The 17672-nt window shown below is 61.8% G+C and carries 15 protein-coding genes; 9 read left to right on the forward strand and 6 right to left on the reverse strand.

Translation table 11 applies throughout. The features are described 5' to 3' along the window. The first annotated feature begins 68 nt into the window (after positions 1-68). Positions 69-1775 (forward strand): MobA/MobL family protein, encoded by a 1707-nt coding sequence (locus tag JNG39_RS03825; protein WP_368309773.1) that lies wholly within the window; start codon positions 69-71, stop codon positions 1773-1775. 11 nt (positions 1776-1786) lie between these two features. Further along, positions 1787-3301, forward strand: a complete 1515-nt coding sequence (locus JNG39_RS03830) for a MobA/MobL family protein (RefSeq protein ID WP_368309774.1) — start codon at positions 1787-1789, stop codon at positions 3299-3301. Between the two features lie 6 nt (positions 3302-3307). Here the strand turns inward: JNG39_RS03830 and JNG39_RS03835 are convergent, their stop codons facing one another. After that, positions 3308-4189 carry a hypothetical protein gene (locus JNG39_RS03835; RefSeq protein WP_368309775.1) on the reverse strand — a complete coding sequence of 294 codons (882 nt, stop codon included), beginning with the start codon at positions 4187-4189 and terminating at the stop codon, positions 3308-3310. Between the two features lie 63 nt (positions 4190-4252). Beyond that, a complete protein-coding gene (locus JNG39_RS03840) occupies positions 4253-4957 on the reverse strand; it encodes a hypothetical protein (RefSeq protein ID WP_368309777.1) in 705 nt (234 codons plus the stop codon). A 109-nt stretch (positions 4958-5066) separates the two neighbouring features. On the opposite strand from JNG39_RS03840, the gene JNG39_RS03845 reads away from it, so the two are divergent. After that, on the forward strand, positions 5067-5330 hold the full coding sequence (locus JNG39_RS03845; RefSeq protein WP_368309778.1) for a helix-turn-helix domain-containing protein: 264 nt from the start codon (positions 5067-5069) through the stop codon (positions 5328-5330). On the opposite strand, the gene JNG39_RS03850 is transcribed toward JNG39_RS03845, so the two are convergent. Beyond that, positions 5324-5659, reverse strand: coding sequence for a hypothetical protein (locus JNG39_RS03850; protein WP_368309780.1), 336 nt, complete (start codon positions 5657-5659; stop codon positions 5324-5326). The genes JNG39_RS03845 and JNG39_RS03850 overlap by 7 nt on opposite strands. A 95-nt stretch (positions 5660-5754) precedes the next feature. Here JNG39_RS03850 and JNG39_RS03855 point away from each other — a divergent pair, with 95 nt between their 5' ends. Beyond that, complete coding sequence (locus JNG39_RS03855) at positions 5755-6912, forward strand: hypothetical protein (RefSeq protein WP_368309782.1); 1158 nt, start codon at positions 5755-5757, stop codon at positions 6910-6912. Continuing rightward, positions 6912-7700 carry a hypothetical protein gene (locus JNG39_RS03860; RefSeq protein ID WP_368309783.1) on the forward strand — a complete coding sequence of 263 codons (789 nt, stop codon included), beginning with the start codon at positions 6912-6914 and terminating at the stop codon, positions 7698-7700. Before JNG39_RS03855 ends, JNG39_RS03860 begins: the two co-directional genes overlap by 1 nt. Positions 7701-7743: 43 nt before the next feature. On the opposite strand, the gene JNG39_RS03865 is transcribed toward JNG39_RS03860, so the two are convergent. Genes JNG39_RS03865 through JNG39_RS03875 form a run of 3 tightly spaced genes read right to left on the reverse strand, consistent with a single transcriptional unit; the run spans position 7744 to position 10463 of the window. Then, a complete protein-coding gene (locus JNG39_RS03865; protein WP_368309784.1) occupies positions 7744-8403 on the reverse strand; it encodes a hypothetical protein in 660 nt (219 codons plus the stop codon). 43 nt (positions 8404-8446) lie between these two features. After that, positions 8447-9775 (reverse strand): XVIPCD domain-containing protein, encoded by a 1329-nt coding sequence (locus JNG39_RS03870; protein WP_368309785.1) that lies wholly within the window; start codon positions 9773-9775, stop codon positions 8447-8449. A 10-nt stretch (positions 9776-9785) separates the two neighbouring features. Further along, positions 9786-10463, reverse strand: a complete 678-nt coding sequence (locus JNG39_RS03875) for a hypothetical protein (RefSeq protein ID WP_368309786.1) — start codon at positions 10461-10463, stop codon at positions 9786-9788. A 595-nt stretch (positions 10464-11058) separates the two neighbouring features. Between JNG39_RS03875 and JNG39_RS03880 the strand changes: the two genes are divergently transcribed. From JNG39_RS03880 to JNG39_RS03895, 4 genes are read left to right on the forward strand one after another with little or no spacing between them, the layout of a single operon-like run. Further along, positions 11059-12624, forward strand: a complete 1566-nt coding sequence (locus JNG39_RS03880; protein ID WP_368309788.1) for a DUF6531 domain-containing protein — start codon at positions 11059-11061, stop codon at positions 12622-12624. A 22-nt stretch (positions 12625-12646) separates the two neighbouring features. Continuing rightward, positions 12647-14224 carry a DUF6531 domain-containing protein gene (locus JNG39_RS03885; protein ID WP_368309790.1) on the forward strand — a complete coding sequence of 526 codons (1578 nt, stop codon included), beginning with the start codon at positions 12647-12649 and terminating at the stop codon, positions 14222-14224. A gap of 2 nt (positions 14225-14226) precedes the next feature. Continuing rightward, entirely contained in the window at positions 14227-17040 is a 2814-nt protein-coding gene (locus tag JNG39_RS03890) for an RHS repeat-associated core domain-containing protein (RefSeq protein ID WP_368309791.1), read from the forward strand. Between the two features lie 8 nt (positions 17041-17048). Next, positions 17049-17552: a hypothetical protein gene (locus JNG39_RS03895; RefSeq protein WP_368309792.1), complete on the forward strand. Its 504-nt coding sequence runs from the start codon at positions 17049-17051 to the stop codon at positions 17550-17552. The last annotated feature ends 120 nt before the right edge of the window (positions 17553-17672 follow it).

Raw genomic sequence — 17672 nt, forward strand, 5'->3', positions numbered from 1 at the left:
CGCGACAACTTGCCGCCTGCTGCCTCCTTCGAGCCATGAGGGCTCGATTACCCCCACAAGGATGTCCAATGCCCGAACACGCACGCCCCCATATCCACACGCATCACCGATCGTCGAAGCACAGCGCCGTTGCCGGCGTTGCTTACCGTCTTGGCCTCACGCTCTTCGATGAGCATGCCGGCAAATGGCACGACTACAGCAAACGAGCCGGCACTGCTGTCGTCCATGCACAGACCATTGCGCCGCCCCGTGCCCCCGCCTGGCTGTCCGACCCCGCGCAACTCTGGAACGCGGTCGAAAAACAGGAACTCCGCACGAACTCCCAGCTCGCCCGCGATTACCGGATTCCCATTCCCCTTGGCATCGACGAGAAGGGTGCTGTGGCCATGAGCATTGCCATGGCGCGCTACATCGTCTCCCGCTTCAACGTGCCGGTGTCCATTGGAGTACACCGCGACAATGCGGTAGATCTCGATGGCAACGCCAAGCCGGCAGACAAGGTCGGTTTCCATGCACACCTGTATTTCCCAACCCGTCGTCTGGAACGCGAGGGGAGCGGGGAGGGTGCGACATGGAGGCTCGGCGCGAAGCTCTCCGAGCTTGCAAACAAGTCGACCTCAGGGGCCCTCGTTGAGGCCATGAACGACAAATGGGCGGTGCTCGCCAACCGCTATGCCGAGTGGTCCGGTATGCCGGCCATCTATGCTTCAAAGAGCTACGTGCGCCTCGGCCTCGACAAGACGCCAAGGCCTGAGCGAGCGCGGCGGTTCGGGAAGACGAACAACTGGCGGCGCAACCAGGGCAGCAGCCAGGGCAATCCCCATCGGGCGGCACGTGCTGCCTCCGGACCGTTGCACGTGCTGCAGGGCGTGCAGGGCAAGGCCATTGCAGGCGCTGCACGCCCTGCAGCGGGCACTGGGCGCCCTGCAGGTTCCTCGCCTGCGAGCATCGCCATCGACTTCCACACCGGTGCTCTCGCATCGCGGCTTGCCAAAAGACGGAGTCATGAGGGTGCCAACGCCGAGCGCGCCGTACGCCGCGCCAGTGCGCGCGCCGGGAAGGGCATCGAAGGTCACGCACCACTCCTCAGCCGCGTGTCGTTCGTCGCCGGCCGTACTGTGCGCATCGACCACCACCTGCGCTTGTCGGAAGCCATGCGGCGAGCTGGTGGCTCACCGAAGACGGATGCGGACCATGCGGCGCTGGAGCGCGCCATGCTTCTTGCCGACATCCTCGACGCGATGCTGTTTTATATGGAGCGGGCCCGTCAGACCGACGCGGATTTCCGGATGCGCCTCATGCGCGAGCGCATGAAGTTTGAAGATGCCATGGACAAGCAGCGGGTGCTCGACAGTGAGGTGAGAAAGGCCAACGCCAGGCTCGACCAGTGGCTTCGGGCGAGTGCATTGCGTGCGGAGTTTCGGTCTCTGAGCAGCGGTCACGGCACGCTGGTGACCCGTCAGGCGGATGCCGCCGGGCGTTCCCGTCGTGCCCGTGACGTTGTCGATCGCCGCAAGGGTGCCGTGGCCGGGTTGGAACGGCAGCTCGACGCCCATGCCCAACGGTCGGCCCGGCACGTCGACCAGCTCATTGAAACCATGACGCCCTACCGGCTGGACTTCCCCCACGTGCTTCGCGTCATCGGCCCGGAGCTGTCCGACGCACAAAAGCTCGAGGTCGAGGCTGCTGCCGGAAAGCTCGGGGTTGTCCTCGACAACGCCGTACCACTGAGTCGCTCGGAAGCTCCCTTCCGACACACCGCCAAGCGGCTTTGAAGGGGGCGGAAATGGATTTCGACATCGAACTTGAATTGCATCGCAGGCCTGACACCGACTCTGCCGTGGGCCTTGCAGCAACACGTCTGCGAACCTTGCTGATGTCAGCCCGGAACGGCATCACGCACGACCACCGGCCGGCGGAGGGCCTCCGCCATACCGTGCAGACCCTTGCGCCGGCCGACGCGCCACCGTGGGCGTCGACGACTGCGGAATTGTGGAACCGGGTCGAGTGGACCGAGCGGGCAGGGCCCGCCCCGGTGCTCTTCGAAGCGCGGGCGCCGGTGCCGACGGCGCTGACAGACGAGGAGGCGGTGCGGTTTGGCGCGGCGGTTGCCCGCTTCGTGGCCGACGAGCTCCGGGTGCCGGTGAGCGTGACAGTCCTGCCCGGCAGCGGTCCGTGGTTGATGCGGGGCGATGAGGGGAGGCGGCAGGTGCGGCTGTGTTTCCCGACCCGGGCGCTTGCCGGTCCGGACTCCCCCGACGGTGTGCTCAACCGGTCGGGGATTGGCTCCGGCTTTGGCGGGCGCCTACCCATGGTGATGAACCACTTTCTCGCCAAGGACTTCGTCCGAACGCTAACCTCGGAAGTCATGCGGCTCGGCAATTTGCCCACTCCGCCGCCTGTCCCCTCGCCACCCGCCGCATCGCCACTGGCCGCGCTGCCAGCTGCCGCGCGGGTGGGTGGGCGTGCCAGAGACGGAGAGGACACTCCGGCCGAACAGGCCATCGACCTCGACCGGCGTCGGTCCCTTTCCCGGGTAGGCAAGCGCATGCATCGCAGTGCGGCGCCAACCGTCCCCGTCCTGCCGGCGTCACCGGTTGACCCGGCGCGCTATCCACTGGTCACACGCTTGCGCAAAGAAGCCCCTCGCGGCATGGACATCTTGGAGCTGCGGGATTTCGAGCAGTCGATGGATCTGTCGATCGAGGTCGAGGACGCACTTCGCGACATCACCGACCTTGAGTCCGGTCGCTTGAATCTCGAATCGAGTGAAGCGCGGCTGCAGGCGCACATGCTTGAGCACCGCTACTTGCTTGATGAAGCAAGACGGCGGCGGAGCAAGACGAGCGACGAACTCCAGCAACTCAAAACACAGAAGGGATTTGTGCTGTTTGTCCGTGGGCGGCTCCAGGCCGCTGTGCTTGCCCGCGCAGAGAAAACGAAGGAGTTTGAGCGCTCAAAGGAACACGTCCGGGAACTGAAGGTGGCAGTCCACCGGCTGCAGCGGCAGATTGTAAGAACAAAAGAGGAATGGGAAGCGCGGGAGGACCAACTCATCGAATCCCGCGCCCGGCTCCGGTTTTCCATCCGTGCGCTGGCCAGCAACGACCCCCGTGTGCTCACGCATCTGACGGGCATCGTCGATGACGCGCAGCGCGCGCACCTGAAAGCCTGCATGGATGCCCCCGCCAAACCTGCGGCATCCCCGGGCAAGGCGGGAAACGATGAGAGCGAGGGCAAGTCGGGGCCGCCGTCGCACCCTGCACCGCCCGGTTCCCGCCCAAGGGCGAGGGTGGATTAGAACATCTCAGATGAGGCGGAGCTTGCCTTTCCGCACGAGGGTCTGGAGGCGGCGGATGTCGATGTCGAAGAGGGGAAAGCGCATCTCGTCCCGCCCACCCTTGTAGACGACAAGGTGCTGGTTTCCCCAGCCCACCAGCCCGTCGACACCGGTCAGCAACGGTGCCTCCCCGCGTGCGGCATGAATACTTCCATCCTCCTCGACGGCGAGGTAGCGGATGCCTTCGCTGGAGAACCAGTGCGCTTCCACAGCCGGTTTGCCGGACGCCTGACGCTGGCGACGGCAGGCGGCAAGCCACCCCTGACAGGTCGTGTCCCAGGCCTTCCGAAGGCCGTCAATATCCGGCCGGAGGAGTTTTGCGTGACGCCAGAGCCAGCGCGAGAAGGCTTCTGCTTCACCCTGTTCAAGGGTGACCTCAAGCACGGTGCGGGCCGTACCCTTCTGGTCCTCTTTGCACCAGAGGCGGTGCAGGGAGGCGGGCACTTCAATCGATGACAGTTTGACGTTGGTCAACCCGGTGGACCGCTTCTCGTAGACCGTCTGGGTCCAGGTATCGGACGGGGGAATGTACGTGCCGGTGGTCAAGCCGCCGATGGTCGTTGCGGAGAGCTTGCCCCCACCACCCCCGTGATGAATCTGCCGCGATTCGACGATGGACTGGGCGTTGAAGGCCATGGCGAGGTGACCGAAGGGAATGGCGAGAACACACAAATCTTTCTCGCGCTGGAGATGAAGGGCTCCAGCACTGGTATCGAGCCATGCATGGACCGTCTTGCCTTTGAAGACGGGGCGGTTCGGCAGCGTGACATGCTGGCGCCAGAGAATGACGGCAAACACCACAAACAGTGCAGCAGCGCCCCATGCGGCGTAGACGAAGTAAGGGTGCATCGTGGAGTCCCTCTGACGATGGAAGAAACGTTGTCGAAGCGAGGGCCGGAATGAGACCGGCGCTCAGCCCCTGTTGCCGGACGGGTTGTAGCCAGCAATCCACATTCGGTAGTCCCGTCCACCACCGCCGATGTTTGCGCCGAAGCCGGTGACATGGAGAAGGCGCGTGATGACCGGCCACTGGGCCCAGACCAGCGGCTCGGGAATCGAGCGGATGAAGAGAAGGCGCGGCGGGTTCGGACCTTCCGTCGCCACCGTCCCCGTCGACGTCACGGGCGGAAAGGTCTGCGCGCCCTGCGCGAGCCGTGCCTCCATGTCGTTGGGCATTGAATAGCCGCTCTGGCCGAGGTCATTCGTTGCCTTCACCGGCGACGAGCGACAAATCTGGAAGCGCTCGTCATGGTGGTTCGTTGCATCCGGCCAGACGCGCGCACGGATGGTCCAGCAATCGAGATGCTCGCCGTACTCCTCCATGGTCAGCGCCACGCGCGGCCAGGCAAGGTGTCCAAGTTGGGCCTCGCCGGACTGCTCCGCCGGAAAAATGCCGATGAGCTCGTTGGCACCGGGCGAGAGTGGCCGGAATGCGTCCCCCCGTCCTGAGCCGGGGTTTTGGATCTCCTGCCCGATGCGGTGACCGGTGTCCCGGGCCGCATCCCCGAGCCGGTGCCAGAACGACGGCTTCGCAGTCGTGGCGGCAGGTGCCGGGGCATCCTGGGCCATGGACGGCAGGGCGAGGAGCGCGGTGAGAAGGCCGAGTGCGAATTTCATTCCAGTCCCCTGTGCCATTGAGTGGCGAATCTTAGATCGAAAAATACAACAAGATGGAGTATCCCATGTTGTTGTTTAGCGTCGCTTCACCCATTCGTGAAGCGGTCACATGCCAAGGGTTAGCAAAACCATCCATGCCGACGAGTACCCCTACTTCCTCGAATTGCTGTTCGAGGTGCGGCGGAAGGCCGGGGTAACCCAGAAGGATTTGGCAGAGGCGGCGGGCATCTCCCAGCAGTACGTCTCATCCGTTGAGCGTGGCAACCTCAGGCTCGACGCCCTCCAGCTTCGCCGTTGGCTCCACGCCTGCGGGTCGGATCTGGGCCGGTTCGGTCGCGAACTCGAGCGCCGGCTGGCGCGTGCGGGTTACTGAGCCGGCTGACCCTTCTGCCCGACGTGCAAGGTCGGGGTGCGGCACACATTCCAGCCCCGGATGAGCTGCTCGGGTGCTCCGTGGTACCGGACGCGGAAGTCGAATACGCAGGCAGACGGCGGCATGGCGATGACCGCCTTGCCGGATTCCCCTGCTGGAATGGGCCCACCTCCCATCGCGAACCAGCGGTTACTGCCGGGTGGGGAGTAGGCAAGCGACGTCACCGGGGTGCTGCCATTGTTGACGACGGTCAGGCGGTGGTCGGCGGCGAAGGCGGGCGAGGCAATGGCGAGCAGGACGCAAAGCCCTGCTTTGGAAATTGGACCCATGAAAATTCCCGGTCGTTGTCCGATGTGCTTGCCAAAGCGTAGTGACAGCGACTAGGTTGCTCATCCACAAAAGTGTGGATGACACGGGGGCAGGGATGAGGCAGGGATGGCGGGAGCGGGCAGGCATACGGGACGTTTTGCTCGCGGATCTCTACGAGTCCGTGCTTTCCCCAGGTGACGTGCCCGAGGTGATTGCCCGCATCAACACGTTTCTCGATTGCGACGGTGTGCATCTTGTTGGCTGGGACGAGTCGAGAAATGAGGTGTTGATGAGCCTTGTGACCGGCAACCATATCCAGGGAGCCGAGGCCGCGTACCTGTCCCACTACCAGTTCATCGACCCGAGACGAAAGATGGGCCTGAAGTCGCCTACAGGCATCGTCGTCGCCTGTCACGACGAACTCGATGACCGGTATGTCTCGGCCAGTGAGTTTTATCAGGACTTCCTCATCCCGCATGGCCCGCGCTACGTCGCAGGCGGGAACATCTTTCGCGAAGGTGGCCGGAACGTCCACATCGCTTTCAATCATCTGGTCGGCCGGTCCCGCTTCGAGGGGACAAAACGGGATGCTCTGGGCGGGGTGATGTTTCACCTTGCCCGCTGGATGAAAATGATGGTGCGGGCCGATTGGCTCAGGGAAGCTGCCGCCGGCAACCAGGCTGGTATTGACGTCCTGACCAAGGGCGTGGTCTTCCTCGACAAGGAGGGAAGGGTGCTTCATGCCAACCCCGCTGCTGTCCGTCTCTTGGGCGACCAGATGGGCCGGGTCAACCTTGGCCTCTCGGGGAGCCAGGACGGGTCAGTGGTCGACGCGTACGTGCGGACCGTTGCACTGACCCGCCGCCCCGTCAGCCTCATTGTCCACCGGAGGGGGCACGCCTTGGCCCTGACCCTGTCGCCCTTGCCCCGCCGCCCGGGGGGGGAGGCACACTTCCTCGGAAAGCTTGTGGGCAGCCTTGGTGGCGGTGACGGTGTTCATCATCGGGCCAGTGTGGTTCTGACGGTTGCGGCGCCGACCAAGGTGGCTGCGTCGACGCTGGCCGGGCTCGCCCGGGCGTGGAGTCTGACGCCGGCTGAGGAAGCTCTCCTGCGTGCCTTGGCCGCCGGCACCAGCCCTGCCCAGCATGCAGAGGGTCGAGGGGTCAAAATCAGCACGGTGAGAAGTCAGGTGCGGGCGGTGTTGGAGAAGTCCGGTACCAGCACGCTGCGTGACCTGGTTTGGCTTATGTCGTCAGAAACGAGGAGGAGGTAATGAATGAACAAGCCTTTGCCAATGATGGCGAAAGTTCCCTCTCCCTGACGCGGAACGCACCCGTCTCCGGGGAGAGTCTGAATCGCTCGGGGGGTGAGGGAGAGGTCATCCGGAAGGTAGAGAACTTCCAGCCCTACAATGCGATGGAGAACAGCACATCATTCGAGCGGCGAACAGCGGCATTTATCTGGACTGGCCTCATCGTTGGCGTGGGTGGAGTCGTCGTTGCCTTTGCCTGTATGTTGGCGTTGTGGATAAGCAACTCGTCCCCTGTGGGCTGGCTGCGTGCAGGTAACATGCTGGTCAATACTTCCACGATTTTTTCCGCACTTTGCTTGTGTGCCTATCCTGCTCTGTATTTCGCCCGATACCAGAAACGGCATGACGACAGAGCACACCATGTCGGCGGCGAATACGAGCACAGGTGGGGACAAATCCAGTCACTCCGGGAACACCCTTTGCCCGTTCTGCGAGCGGTTGACCGGTTTTACGAGAGCCGGCCGGCGGGGCTTCCGGGTTTCCTGGGCTCGCTATTCGGGACTGGCGTCGTCACCCTCACAACCCTTGGTGCAGTGGCCGGCGCGGCAAAGTTTTTAATGGATTCAAAGCCCGGTTCCAACCTGGACTTGGGCGGCTTTGAAATTCTCCTGGCCATGTTCCTCTTTATTTTGGTGGCGGCCGCCATTGGCCGGTATGCCATTTCCCGGGCAAGTTACCGGCGGGCAGTGTTGAGTGATGCCATCAAGTCGATAGTGGCTGAAGAGAATGAAGAGAAGGGTGCTGTTTAAGCCTGCCTTCTGTCACTCCAGCAGTATCGCGCAAAGTTCTTCTCTATGGCCAGGGATGCCAGAGCCCCAGCACCGACGCCCGCTCTTTACCGTAAAACTCCATGTTGACGAACACAGCGTCCGGACTTTCGAGGACTTGATAGGCAAAGACTTCCTGGTGGTCGCCGTACTTTCCGTGTGTGTCGAAGTCTGATGTGGTCCGCTTTCGCACGGTGTCGAATGCGTCAATGAAATGAGGGTCGTTGGATTGGTCGACAGGAATGAAGAGCGGGCAAGCAAACAACGTCGCCAAGAGCTTCCGTCGACCATTGTGATGGCGAAAATACAGCGCAGTTGCTATTTTTTTTAAAGATATGGCTAGAAGTTCGATGTCGAGTGGAAACGCTTCTTCGAACTTCAGCGCTTCGCCGTGAAGTGAGAAGCCATAGCGCGGAAGAGTCCTGCTCTTTTTTTCAGCCATCCGGACGGCCGCCCTCGCGGCGCTCGACCTGATGGCATCAGGCGCGTTTGGGGAAATCGCACCCAAAAGGAATTTCAGATAGTCATCGGCGGGGGAGGTTGCATTGTTATGTAACCGGCACGACGGGACGGTCATCAATCTGTTCCAGTCTTTTCCGGGAGGAAACAGGCTCCGGGGAGGAACGTGCTCTTTTCCGGTCGCGGCCGCATCGCAGTGATAACAGGTGCTGTTCTCGAATCTCATCGGCGAGCCCCTGAAAAGGCGGAGCGTGGCTCCGCCCGTTCTCTTATCGTCCCATAGCAGGTCCGCCTGCCTGCTGCGCCTGATCCTGCTGCTGCGCTTGCTGCTGTTGCTGCTGTGCCTGTTGCTGGGCACCGTGTTGCACAAGCACGGCCGCTTCCTGACTGCTCTGTGCGAGTGGAGTCTGGATGGCCTGCATCACATTGACCTCGGTGTATCGCTTGAAAGGCGAATTGAGGTCGCCCTGCACAGCCCAGCCCCTGCTTGCATCGTCGTTCAAGACGACGTGGTCGACACGATGGAACCCGGCTGCTGTCGCGGCAGACGTCAGAGCGCCTGCGAAGTTCTGGGTCATGGGGCCCGGCGTACGGCCCTGCTGCTCATCAATTCGTGCCACGCAAGCGTGGGCCTGCTCATACATGCCGTGGGCCGGATGACGGGCATCGAGGAGGCTGGGGGCGGCAGGCGCGTCAGTCTGGGTCTTGGCTGCCTGGAGGGCGGCGAGGGTGGCCGGTCCGGCGATCCCGTCCGGGGTGAGCTGATGGTCCTTCTGGAATTGCCGTACCGCCGCCTCTGTTCCGGGGCCGAAGGCGTGGTCGGCAGCGAGGGGGCGGCCGTGAGCGTCGGTGTAGCCGAGCGCGCCAAGCTGGGTTTGGAGGGTGCCGACGGCGTCCGACCGGTCGTGCAGGCGAAGGCTTGTTCCGTGTCCGTGGTGCGCACTCTTCTGGGGAGTGTTACCGATCGTTTGCAGCTGTTCGAGCGAGATGGAACCGTCTTTGACCCCCTGTATGAGCTCGGGGGTAATGAGGGTGGCCCACTGCTTGGAGCGGTCAACACGCTCATCCGCGCCATTGTCCCCGCCGTTGATGGCGACGCCGGCCGCATAGGCGTCCGTGCGGTCAGCTTCGGGCACCCTGTCTTTCCAGTAGGCGATGGCAAGCGTTGCCGCTGTTTCCGGGTTGGCGGCGAGTTCCGGATGATTCTTGAGGTCCACCCCGAACTTTTGGCCGAAGTGCTCGTAGTTGTCGCGGCCCGTGTACTGGAAGTAGCCGCGCCCGTGGAAAGCCCAACCGTCTCCGGGGTTGGTGTTTCCCAGGTCACTCCGGTTGTCGTAGAGGATGTGGGCCATCTGTTCCGGGTCACGGCTGTCGATGGCGGCCTGGATTTCCTCCCGGGTGTTTCTCGTGCCGGCACTCTTTACCGCGCCGACAACCTGCTCGACGCTACGGTAGCCGAGCCGCTCGTTCATGGTGGTGAAGCTGCCGGTTTCCACCGACGCGTTGCCCATCACATTGGCCAACTCATCAGGGGACGTGACGCCGGCTTCAACAAAGCGCTTGAACAGGAGGGCGGAACTGGCATTGAACTGCGGCATGGTCTACTCCTCAGTCCACCACGGAGCGGTGGGCGCGAAGGGCGTCACGGATGACTTTGGGTGAAAACGCATCCACCGTCAGCCACGGCAGTGTGCCCGGGTAATCGAGCACCGATTTCGACACGATGACCCCCGACTCCCCGTTTTCCACGCTCGTTGCCTCGACATGTTGCAGGTGCCAGGCGCGCTTTTGTCCATCCCATGCAAACGCGTAGGTGGTGCCGCCGCGTGACAGCTCGTTGAAGTAGGTCACCGAGGTCGGAGCAACCGTCAGATTAGGCGTCAGTTCCATGGGGCCGGCATTCTTGGCCGACTCGTTGTAGCGGCAGTCAACCACTTGGCCGTTTTTCGCGGTCACGGTATAGGTGGCCCCAGCTGCACGCAGCAACCAGAGCTCACAGGCATTGCCGCTGGAGGGGTCAGGCTGGGCATGACGCACGACCAAAGCGCCGCCGGCCACATCAGCGCCGAACGGCTTCGCCGGCTGGAAGGCAAGCACGGTGTCGCCGGGGGCCACCAGCGTCTGTATGTTGGCGGGCACAGGCGTGGAGGTGGCTGCGTTTGCGCAAGGGGCAACGATGCAGGCCAGCACCAGGGCAGCGATGACCCCGACGCCAGAACGGCGCTGAACACGATTGCTGGCCGAGGCAGCGTGGGGAGAGAGAAGCCTGTGGCAGTGGATGGTCATCTGGACTCCTTCGTTCTACAGGGTCATGCCATGGCTGGTATCCACGGCTGCAGCCAAGATTAACCGCGCTGGCCGCCTTGGGACGAGGGGGAGATGTCCCCGGTCGGGTAATCAGCCCTACGCATCGAAATATCCGTGTGGCCACTGGACGGGCTGGCGCGTCCGCTCTGATGCGCCAAATACTTGACGAATTCGCGCTAAAGGATCGCCGCCGACCGCATGGCGCTACACCTTTCCCGCTTGTATTTCTGTAGGGCAATTCTGACGCGCCAGCGTTTGTGATGCAGGTCCAAAAATGGGTAGTACATCTGCTGCCGCGCTTGCAAATGTCATGGCAGCAACTGCATTTTGCCTGCGCTCGTCCATCTCCATGCGGCAGTCTGCAGGGAAACGGAAACGCGGCCTGCCGCGCCTGAGCTCCTTGCCGGATATGCGTATCCGTGCTCTGGCTGCAGCCAATTGACTGGACGGCCACGTGTCCTTCGGTCGGTCACGCGGAAGGAACGGGGCAGCGTGCTCGTGGGGTTGTGGTTCTCGATGCAATGGAGTGGCGCCGATGCGGAGCCATAGGCTGAGAAGGAAAAAGGGGCGAGTCATGAGAGTTCTTTTGTTGCTGGCTGGATTGGTCTTCAGCACGGGAGTGACTGCAGGCCAGTACTACTACACGCTCGATGAGGATGGTTCGGGTCCGACGAGTGTTCACTACGCGACGCCGGACGAAGCGTGCCATGTTGCTTATGGAAACGAGATGGCAGGACCGCCACCTGGGGACAACTATGCGATAGGGCCCTACCAGGCGCCATTCGTTATCTATTCTTTACCGCCAAAAATCGAATTCTGGGAGTGTGACGTACGATGGGTTGATTCTGAGGAGGGTGACTCACTTGTGTCCGGCCACGGCATTGACCGGCACGGCGACAACTGCACCGAGCACCAGGTTTATAACCCGATGTCGGGACTATGTGAATCGCCTGACACTGAGCAAGGGCGCAAGGAGCTGGGTGACCCGACGAGCCCCTCCAACGTTGGGTTTGTGTCATGCGGCGACCCCATCAATCCGGCAAATGGAAACGTCTTTGAATCGGAAACCGATTATGCCGATTCGGATGGCGAGCTGCGCTTTTCGCGGAGCTACAACAGTGGAAGTGGCAGTGGGTGGTCGAGCACTTTCAGCATACGAATTTATCCGGATACGGATGGAGAGTCACGCGGAGCCGTTGTTCGCTTTGAGGACGGCCGCACTTCGCTGTTTGTCGCCAAAGATGGTGGACTTGTTCCCGATGGGGGTGAGCTCGGATCGCTTACACAGACATCAAGTGGCTGGACGTACAACTCCCAGTTCAACGAGCAGATGACATTCGACAGCCAGGGGCGATTGACCCGATGGCAGCGAGCGGACGGTCGTGCAACGACGGTGAGCTATACCTCGCCATCCACCTCCGATGTGGTCATGCTGGTCACCGACTCGCTGGGTCATCAGATGACCTACACCACGCATTACGGCTGGCCGTTGTCCCTGGTTGTGGGAAACCTCACCATCAATTACACCGTCGATTCGTCCTTCCGGGTAACCGGGGTCAAGAAGTCCTGGCCCGGACATTCGACCACGCGCACATACCTGTACGAGGACACCGCCCACCCGAAACTCCTGACCGGTGTGGTGGACGAGCGCGGTGTCCGGGTCAGCACCTGGACTTACGACGCTTCCGGCCGGGCTACGTCTGCGACCATGGCCAATGGCATGGGCAAGTTCTCCTTTGTCTACAACAGCGATGGTTCCACCACGGTGACCAACCCGCTCGGACACCCGGTCGTCTATCGCTTCAGCATCGTCCAGGGCGCCAAGCGCATTACGGCTATCGAGGGTGAGCCGGTGGCCGGATGCCCTGCGTCGAACTCGACGTTCACTTATACGGAAAACGGCCAACTCGACAGCCGGACCGACGCTGTGGGCAGCAAGACAACTTTTGCCTATGACCCCTTGGGCCGGGAGATATCGCGCACTGAAGCGAAGGGAACCGGTGCCGAGCGAACGACTACGACGACGTGGGATGGCAGCAGCTTCCGGCCGAAAACGGTCACTGCCACGGACCATGTGAAAACCTACAACTATGACGAGAAAGGGCGGGCGGTTTCGGTCGTGACGTCTGCTAGCCACTAACAATATCTCGGATACCGAATCCATGAAACTGAAGAATGGTGAGGTTTTGGCAAGGGCATCACTCGCGGTCGTCTTTCTAACGAGTGTACAGCCGGCATTTGCGAGCTACTACTACGTCATCGATGGTGGCAATACTGATCCTAATGCACCGCAATACACGACGGCGGATGAGCCTTGCCGACTTGCCTATGCAGCGGACCAACCTGAAAGCAACAACGACCCAACCAACCAATTCAAGGCACCTTATGTAGGGCCGGTTTTCGTATTCCAGACAGCCCGAGTCATCGCATATTCCTGCAATACCTACTGGTGGCGGGACGCGGACCATCCGACACAATATGTGCTCACCGCTCACGCTGTGTGGCGCCTGGGAAGCGACTGCGAAGACGATGAGGCGTACAACCAGGCCAACGGTGTATGTGAAAAAAAGGATGACGAACTGGACCGCGTCGAAAGCGGGGACATCTCAACGGCCGTGGCCGGTATGTGCTTCGTAGGTGACCCAATCAACCCCGCCGGGGGGAACGTCTACGAGCGGGAGGTTGATTATACGGACCGGGACGGCGTACTCGTGCTTGCCCGCGTCTATAACAGCCGCATGGGTAGCTGGACCATGGAAACCGATAGCCACATTTTCTTCGACAGGGATGGTGCTGCGGTTGTTTTTCCGGATGGACATACCTCGCTCTTCAAGCGGTCGGGTGACCTGTATACGGGAGAACCTGGCGAGCGCGGGGCGCTTACTTACACCGCAGGTGTGTGGTCTTATACTTCCCCGGATACAGCGGTCTATAGCTACGCCATGGCCGGCACCTTATCCGGTATTCGGTACCCTTCTGGCCGGTCCATCACGATTGTTCGCAACACCAATCCGTTGGCCTCCACGACGACGTTGACGGACGACCTTGGGCACAGCCTGGTCATTAGCTCTCCTTTCGGCAGACTTGGTTCCGCAACCATAGGTGGGCGGACCATCTCCTATACCTTCGACAACTCAAGCCGACTGTCGAAGGTGACGCGGACAAAGGACGGGCACACGACGACCCGCCAGTACCTCTACGAGGACACCGTCAACACGAAATCCATGACGGGGCTCATCGACGAGCGCGGTGTGCGCATTGCCACATGGGCCTATGACGCTCAAAACAGGGCAGTGTCGAGCTCGATGCCGCTGGCTTCCGGCAAGGTGACGGTGGCCTATGCGGCGGACGGCACGACTACCGTCAGCAATGCATTGGGTCACCCGGTGACTTACGAATACCAGCTGGTCAATGGCGGCAAGCGCATCACTGCTATCCACGGCGAGGCGGTCGCAGGCTGCCCGGCAGCCAATTCCTCGTTTACCTACACCGATGCCGGCCAGATGGCGACGCGGACGAATGCGCTCGGTCAGGTGACGGCCTTCACCTACGACGACGAAGGGCGGGAGACGTCACGGACTGAGGCGAAGGGAACTCCCGACGAGCGCCAGACGACCACGACCTGGGATGGCACCAGTTTCCGGCCGAAGACGGTCACCACGCCGGATCGCCAAACCACCTACAGCTATGACGCGCAGGGCCACCTGCTGTCGACCACCATTCATTCGGTCAAGGAGTGAGCATGATGAAGACCAAACTTCGCTGGACCCCGCTGGCCCTGGCCCTGATGGCCGCCATGAGCCACGCGGTGGCCGCCGATCGCGCGTCGACCGTGACCTACAACGCCAAGGGACTGGTCGAGACGATTGATGGTCCGCGTACGGATGTCACGGACGTCACCCACTATGCCTATGACGACCAGGGGCGGCTGTTCACGGTCACCAACGCCCTCGGGCAAGTGACGAAATACGAGAACTACGATCTCTATGGCAATCCCGGCAAGGCAACCGACGCCAATGGCATCGTAACCCTGCTCACATACACGCCGGAAGGCTGGCTGCAGACGACGACCGTCGACGCCAACGGTGCGGCGGCGGTAATGACCTTGACCTACGATGACGTGGGCAATGTCACCCAGACCAAGGATGCCGACGGGGTGGTGCTCAACTACACCTTCGACGACGCCAGCCGTCTGACCGACATCACGGATGGGGCGGGGAACCGCATCCACTACACCCTGGATGCGGCGGGCAACCGGACCAAGGAAGAAACCTTTGACGCCTCCGGTGTGGTCCGCCGGACGGTGTCCAGGTCCTTCAACAGCCTGAGCCAGCTGCTGACCGTCACGGACGCGCTGAACCGGACCGTGCTGTCTTTTGACACCACCGATGGCTATGACGCGGAAGGCAAGCCGGTCCATGCCCAGGACGCCAAGGGTGTCCAGCAAAAGCAGGGCTACGACGCGCTCGGCCGCCTGGTCAGCACCATCAACGACTACAACGGGACCAATACGGCAACGGCCAACGCCCAGACGGTCTCCCAATACGACGCCAGCGACAACGTGGCCGGTATCAGTGATCCCTCGGGCCTTAACACCGTCTATGACCATAATGGCTTTGGCGATCTCACAGGTATCCACAGCCCTGACACCGGGACGACCCTGTTTACGGTCGATGCTGCCGGCAACCGCATCACGAAAACCGACGCGAAGGGTGTGGTGACGACCTACGCGTACGACGCCCTAAACCGCGTCACATCGGCGACCGATGCCGATGCCAGCCTCAACGTGGCGTACTTCTATGATGAGGCCAATACGGCGACCGGATGCGCTGCCTCGGCACCCGTCGGTCACCTGACCCGGGTGGTCGAAAATGGCGTGACTACCACCTACTGCTATGACGCCCGGGGCAACGTGACCGACAAGCGCCAGACGCAGGGTGCGGTCACGGACGCCATGCACTACGCCTACACGCCGGCCAACCGCGTCCAGAGCGAGACCCGCCCGGGCGGCGCGGTGGTGGCCTACGCCCGAAACAGCCTCGGACAGGTCACCGGGGTGACCGTGACACCGGCCTCCGGCGCCGCCCAGACGGTCGCCTCGAACATCACCTGGCTGCCGTTCGGGCCCATGCAGGCCTACACCCTCGGCAACGGCCAGACGGTCACCCGTACCTACGACAGCAACTACCGGGTGACCGACATCGTGTCCCCGGCGCTCGAGCTCCATTTCTCGCTCGACGAGATGGGCAACATCACCGGCGTGAGCGAGTCGGGTGGCGGGACGGCAAGCTACCTCTACGACCCGCTCTACCGGCTGACCTCGGTCAAGGATGCGGCCGGCACGGCGGTCGAGGCCTATACTTACAACCCCACCGGGGACCGGCTGAGCAAGACGGCGCCAGGGGCCTATACGGGGACGTACAAGTACAAGTCCGGCACGCACTGGCTGACCAACATGGGCACGGCCACCCGCACGTATGACGCCAACGGCAACACAACGGGGAGTTCGGCAGCGGGGACGGTGTGGGGCTACGGGTACAACGGCCGGAACCGCATGACGGCCGTCACGCAGAACGGCACGACCGTGGGCACTTACGTTTACAACGCCATGAACGAGCGGGTGTCCAAGAGCCACGGATCGACGACCACCCGCTTTGTCTACGACGAGGCGAGCCAGCTGGTTTCGGAAGTCTCCGGCTCGACACGGCGGGATTACATCGCCGTTGCCGGCATCCCGCTGGCCGTCGCAGACGGCGCCTCCCTGGGCTTCATCACGGCGGACGGCTTGGGCTCGCCTCGCGCGGTCACGTCATCAACCGGTGCCGTGGTCTGGAACTGGCCCTATGCGACCAACCCGTTTGGCGAGAACCGGCCAGTCTCGAGCACGGGGTATGTGCTCAATCTCCGTCTGCCGGGGCAGTACGCGGATGGGGAAGCGGGATTGAAATACAATCTCAACCGTAGCTTCGATGCGGCGACCGGGCGGTACCTCCAGAGCGACCCGGCCGGTTTGGCAGCTGGATTGGACACTTATGGATATGTTTCGAGTTCGCCTCTCATTGCAAGCGACGTACTCGGGCTTGCGGCGTCGGGCACAGTGAATGGGAACGGCCTCACTTTGGTCATACCCATCGTATACGTGGGTCAGGCGCGCTCAAGCTGGAACGGTGCCATAGAGAACAGATGGTCCGGTGTATTTGGCGGTGTTACGGTAACAACTGTTGTCACGCAGGGAAACGCCATGTCCATAGACACGAACCTGATTACCGTGGTCGCCCCCGGCACTCGTTCCAACGTCTCTTGGCATAAGAATGGTGGTGCCCAGGATATCGGGAAATGGGCAAGCGATGCCTCCGACGACGTTGTGAGTCATGAAGCAGGCCATTTGCTGCACCTGCCAGACAGGTATCACGATGTTCCTGACCCGACCAATCCTTTTGGGGTAAGGTCGATTCCGGATTCCGGATACGAAAACGACATCATGAGTACTTCGAGGATGCGGCCCAGTGAAGCCGATTTCTTCCATATCATGAACGACAAGACGATTTGTCATTGAGGAAAGAGATGACCAGCAAGAATCTCTTGGCAGCGGCGGGTCTGTCGGCCCTTCTGGCTTTGGTTGCAGAAGGGGCCGTTCGTGCCGACACGCCACTCGAGCCAGTCGGCGATACAACCTTCTGCTCCAACGATGCGCACTATTGCGTCCATTCAACGGTGCGCCCCGCCCATCTGGAAGTATTCGACAAACAAAATCCCGCGCGTCATCTTTGGTCCAAAGAGGAGTATGTGGCCAAAGGTTTTGTTTCTGACGATGGCAAAACGGTCGTGTCTTGCTATGGAGGGCTGAATCTGATTCCCATGGACGCTTCGCTCGACTTTGCGGTGGTGCGAATCTTGGACGCGTCTGGCGGTGTCCGGGAGGTGCGGCTTCGGTCCCTTTATACCGACATGAGCCAACTTCCCCATACCGACTCACATCTGGAGTGGGGTCGATGTGTCGGGATAGATGGCGGCAGGTTCGTTCTGGAGCGCGCTGACGGAACGCAATGGCGCAGTGGAAAACTCTAATCCGCGCTGGGACCTGCGTTGAAAGACGCTGGGTGTTGGCCATCGGGCAGGTTCGGGTTGCATCGCAATCCGAGGGAGGTGCCGATGCGTCGTTCCCGGGATCTTCGGTTCTGCTCGGGG

This window comes from Luteibacter sp. CQ10, from assembly GCF_040900725.1.
Classification (GTDB): Bacteria; Pseudomonadota; Gammaproteobacteria; order Xanthomonadales; family Rhodanobacteraceae; genus Luteibacter.